The organism is Bacteriovorax sp. DB6_IX (assembly GCF_000447775.1).
Classification (GTDB): domain Bacteria; phylum Bdellovibrionota; class Bacteriovoracia; order Bacteriovoracales; family Bacteriovoracaceae; genus Halobacteriovorax_A.
Window position 1 is genome coordinate 1 of record NZ_AUNJ01000251.1, and the last position, 4,941, is coordinate 4,941.

Here is a 4,941-nt window from a genome sequence, read left to right on the forward strand (position 1 = left end):
TAATAAATTAGAGAGTTTACACTCTGTTTCATTGAATAGTACCATTATAGTATGAAAAGAAATATTCTAAAGGCTGAACTACTCTTACTATTTGCATTGACGGTATTTTCATTTGTAACTTTTTACTATGGAAATAGTCTTCCTGATAATGCATTTTCAATAACTTCTAATAATGATGGAAATATTCTGTCTTATTACTTATTCAGTATGGTGAGATATGCATCTTATTATACGGGTCCATGGTTAGTGATACCATTTTTTATTTTTGCATTCTGTTATTCCTTTATTTATGACAGGAGAGAACATCTTGTAGACATTATGAATGTCTTCTCACTGTTATTTTTCTCTGCAGCTCTTTGTTACTTTATCTATCCAGGTGCTCTGGGTCGTGGATTAATGTTATGCTTCAAAGAATATTTTGATGTCCTCTGGCTATCAATTTATACATTTGTAGCCTTTACACTTTTCTTGATTGGGACATTTAGATCTAGCTTTAAAGAATATATGTTAGCTGCATTATCGTTTCTTAAGGCCGTTCCATCTCGACTTTCTGCTTTTAAAAATGCACTGAGTTCTACGTTTAAAAAGAAGAAGGATGAAAACCTTCCTACAACTGTTGATGTAAAAAAACGTGTTGCAACAATGCTTAAAGATGATGAGGAGAAGCAACCTAAGAAATCATTAAGGGATTCACTTCCGAGCCTAAGTTTTGGAAAGAAAAAAGAAGAACCTTCTTCTGATGATACAGCTATTAACAATCCTTTAGCAGCAAGAGCTCAGAAGTTCCAAGCTGAACAGGATGAAAAGAAAGCAAATGATTTGGCAATGACTGAAGCCGTAAATAAGACAGTGACTCCGCCAGAGAGTCCAACTTTATTTACATCTCAAGAAATGGGAACTGCTTCTGAAGGTGTTAGAGAAGAGGCAAAGAAGGTAACTACTGTTAAAACGCTTAACAGAATGGCCGATACAAGTAGAGATAATCAGTATTTCAATATGGTGACTGATATTGCTGAACCTCAAAAAGGTAAGGCCTCTAATGAGCCTGATGCAGAATACTTTGAACAAATTATCAGTCTTCTAGAAGCGAAATTAGAAGAATTTAAAATAGAAGGTTCAATTGTAAATGTACTCAAAGGACCTGTTGTTGATACATTTGAATTTAGACCTGGTGCAGGTGTAAAGGTTTCAAAAATTACAAATGTATCTGAAGATCTTTCTCTTGCTCTATATGGAGTACCTATTAGAATTGTTCCATCAATGATGGGGAAGGATACAATTGGTATTGAAGTTCCTAGAGATCCTAGAGAGATTATTTATCTTGATGAAGTACTTAATTCTAAAGATTTTGAAAACTCGAAATACTCTCTTCCTATTGCTATGGGGAAAAATGCATTCGGTGACTCATTTGTTATAGATTTAGCTGCGTGTCCGCATATGCTTGTGGCCGGTGCCACTGGTGCTGGTAAGTCGGTATTTATTAACGCCCTTCTAGTATCTCTTCTCGTTAAGAAATCTCCTAAGAAGATGAAGTTAATCCTTATCGATCCTAAACAACTAGAATTAGCCCTCTATGCGAAGCTTCCGCACCTTGTGATGCCAGTTATTACAGATGCTAAGACGGCTTCTATTTCATTATTATGGGCCGTACAAGAGATGGAAAGACGTTATTCAATTCTTAAAGAGTTTGGAGTGAGAAATATCTCTGGATTCAATGAGAAGCTTAAAGTTGCTGACCCATCAATGTTGGCAAATATCCATCAGTATTATGAAGATCAAGGTGCTGAAGATTACGAACTTCCATACCTTGTTATTATTGTTGACGAGTTTGCCGACCTCATCTTGACTAAAGCAGGGAAGGAAATTGAGCAAAATATTGCAAGACTTGCGGCCAAGGCAAGAGCTGCTGGAATCCACCTTGTACTGGCAACGCAGAGACCTTCTGTAGATGTTATTACAGGGGTTATTAAATCTAACTTCCCGACAAGGGTATCTTTTAGGGTTACTTCTCAGACTGACTCGAGAACAATTCTCGATAAGATTGGAGCAGAAAGACTCCTTGGAAAAGGGGACATGCTTTATAAGGCCGGTATTAATACACAAAGGGTGCACTCGTCATTTGTTCATGAAAGTGAAATTGAGGCGCTTGCTTCAAAACTTGAAGGTCTACCACAAGAGTTTAATCAACATGCCATTGACTTCCTTGAAAGTGGAGGAGAGGTTGAGACTGATGAATACACATATGGATCTCATATATCTTCATCTGATGAAAAGTCTGACGATGCCATGTATGGTGAGGCCTTGAAAATTGTTATTGAGAGTCGATCGGCTTCAGCTTCAATGCTGCAGAGAAGACTTAGAATCGGTTACAACAGGGCAGCAAACCTTGTTGAAGAGATGGAAAGAAGAGGGGTTGTAGGTCCAGCTCAGGGATCAAAACCAAGAAAGGTTTTAATGTCTGGCGATGACGCTATGATGTAAGATTTAAACAAAATATCACTATAAGAATTGGGGGACATGTAAGGTCCTCCTTTTTTATTACAGCTGAATAAGTTCTACAAAATTTTCCCTATATTCCATGAAAAATATATAGGTCAGAATAGGCTTTTGCATTTATCTAAGCTTGCCTGTTTATTGACAGCATGTTAATAAGATATCTCAATCGCAATAGTGCGAAATCTCATCGCCTCAAATTTGTTGGTCCGTTCGGCCTTGGGGTGATTTGTTTAACCAACTTTTAGGAGTAAAAAATGGCTAAAAATGTTCTAGACATCAAAGACCTACTTGCAGCAGGTGCTCACTTTGGACACCAAACACACAAGTGGAACCCAAAAATGAAGAAATACGTATTTGGTGAGAGAAACGGAATCTATATCGTTGACCTTGCTAAAACTATTCCTCTTGCACAACAAGCTTATGACTTCGTTAAGAAGACTGCTTCAGAAGGAAAGCCAATTCTTTTCGTAGCAACTAAGAGACAAGCTTCTGAAACTGTAAGAAACGCTGCTGAGTCATGTGGAGCTTTCCACGTAACTTACAGATGGCTAGGTGGGATGCTAACTAACCATAAGACAATCAACCTTTCTATCGACAAGCTAAGAAAAGTTGAAAAAATGAAAGAAACTGGTGATTTCGAACTTCTTACTAAGAAAGAAAGAATCAAAGTTGGAAAAGACGTTGAAAAACTAGAGAAAAACCTTGGTGGTATCAAAGATATGAGAAAGCTTCCAGGTGCTCTATTCGTAGTTGATCCAAATAACGAAAGAATTGCGATTCAAGAAGCTAACAAGCTTGGAATTCCTGTAATCGCTATCACAGATACTAACTGTGACCCATCTGGAATTGACTTTGTTGTTCCAGGTAACGATGACGCTATCAAGTCAATCTCTCTATTTACTGAGTACTTCTCAAATGCAGTTGCTGAAGGTGGAGGAAAAGCTAGAGTTAAGACTGATGGTCCAGCAAGAGATAAGTCTCTAGAAGACGAGATCATTTCTAAGTATGAGAAAGATATCGATCTAGCTGGTGAAGAAGCTGACGTTTAATTAATTTTTAATCAATTTTTATAACGAGGTTGTTATGGCAATTACGGCAAGTGCTGTTAAAGAACTAAGAGAAAAAACTGGTGCAGGGATGATGGACTGTAAAAAGGCCCTGACTGAAACTAACGGTGATATTGAAGCGGCGGTAGACTTTCTAAGAACGAAAGGTCTAGCGAAAGCTGCTAAGAAAGCTAGCCGTGTTGCTGCTGAAGGGACTGTGGTTTCTGTAATGGACGGAAACAATGCTGTAGTTCTAGAAGTTAACTGTGAGACAGACTTTGTTTCTAAGGGTGACGTATTCCAAGGTTTCGCAAAATCTGCTGCAGAATATATTCTATCAAACAAGCCAGCTAATATTGAAGAACTAAGAACAGCTAAGTCTGAAGACGTAACTGAGTTCACAATGAAGTGTGGTGAGAAAGTTGATCTAAGAAGATTTGTTGCTGTTAACACTGACGGTGCTCTTGGAACTTATAACCACGGTGGAAAAATTGGTGTTATCGTAGATCTTGATACTGACAAAGCTGATGCTCCAGAAGTTCAAGAACTTGCAAAAGATATCGCAATGCACGTAGCTGCTGCTTCACCTTCATTCCTATCATCTGATGATATCGATGAAGAATTTAAGAAGAGAGAAGCTGAAGTTTATGCTGCTCAACTTAAAGAAGAAGGTAAGCCAGAGAATATGATCGAAAAGATCGTTCAAGGTAAACTTGGAAAACTAGCTAAAGAAGTTTGTCTTCTTGAGCAACCATTTGTTAAGAATCCAGACTTAACAATCACTAAGCTAGTTGCTGAAGTTGCTTCAAAAGTTGGTGGATCTATTTCTGTTAAATCATTCAACAAGCTAGTTCTTGGTGAAGGGATTGAGAAGAAAGAAGATAACCTAGCTGACGAAGTTGCTAAGTTAACAAAGTAATTCAATTGTTTTTATAAGAAAGGGGCTTTATTAAGCCCCTTTTTTTTGGGCTAATTTGAAAATTTAGCTAAGTTATCAAAAATTTATATAATGCCTTAGTGCTAGGTTTGTTTAGTGGGGAAATTTATGAAATATAAGAGAATATTACTGAAACTTTCTGGTGAGGCCCTTTCTGGTGATACTGGTTACGGTGTTAATCCTGAAGTTCTAGATCAAATTTCAACTGAGATTAAAGATCTTCATGATATGGGTGTAGAAGTTGCTATTGTTATTGGTGGTGGAAATATTCACAGAGGTGTTGCTGGAGCAACTAAGGGTATGGATAGAACATCTTCTGACCACATGGGAATGCTTGCAACAATTATTAACTCACTTGCAATCCAAGATAGCTTAGAGAGAAAAGGTGTTTACACTAGAGTTCTTTCTGCGATTAGAATGGCCGAAATTACAGAGCCTTATATTAGAAGAAGAGCAATGAGA

The 4,941-nt window shown here is 37.5% G+C and carries 4 protein-coding genes; all 4 read left to right on the forward strand.

The window, feature by feature from the left end; genetic code table 11:
- Positions 1-51 precede the first annotated feature (51 nt).
- Complete coding sequence (locus M901_RS16385) at positions 52-2,481, forward strand: DNA translocase FtsK (protein WP_053335840.1); 2,430 nt, start codon at positions 52-54, stop codon at positions 2,479-2,481.
- A 269-nt stretch (positions 2,482-2,750) separates the two neighbouring features.
- Positions 2,751-3,545: a 30S ribosomal protein S2 gene (rpsB, locus tag M901_RS07390; protein WP_021277568.1), complete on the forward strand. Its 795-nt coding sequence runs from the start codon at positions 2,751-2,753 to the stop codon at positions 3,543-3,545.
- A 34-nt stretch (positions 3,546-3,579) separates the two neighbouring features.
- Entirely contained in the window at positions 3,580-4,461 is an 882-nt protein-coding gene (gene tsf, locus M901_RS07395) for a translation elongation factor Ts (protein WP_021277566.1), read from the forward strand.
- A gap of 126 nt (positions 4,462-4,587) precedes the next feature.
- The coding region (locus tag M901_RS07400) for a uridine monophosphate kinase (RefSeq protein ID WP_021277567.1) at positions 4,588-4,941 on the forward strand (354 nt) is incomplete at its 3' end.

Excerpts from the sequence above, each read along its gene's own strand:
- M901_RS16385 (WP_053335840.1), top strand. The coding sequence starts at position 52 with ATGAAAAGAAATATTCTAAAGGCTGAACTACTCTTACTATTTGCATTG.
- rpsB (WP_021277568.1), top strand. The coding sequence starts at position 2,751 with ATGGCTAAAAATGTTCTAGACATCAAAGACCTACTTGCAGCAGGTGCT.
- tsf (WP_021277566.1), top strand. The coding sequence starts at position 3,580 with ATGGCAATTACGGCAAGTGCTGTTAAAGAACTAAGAGAAAAAACTGGT.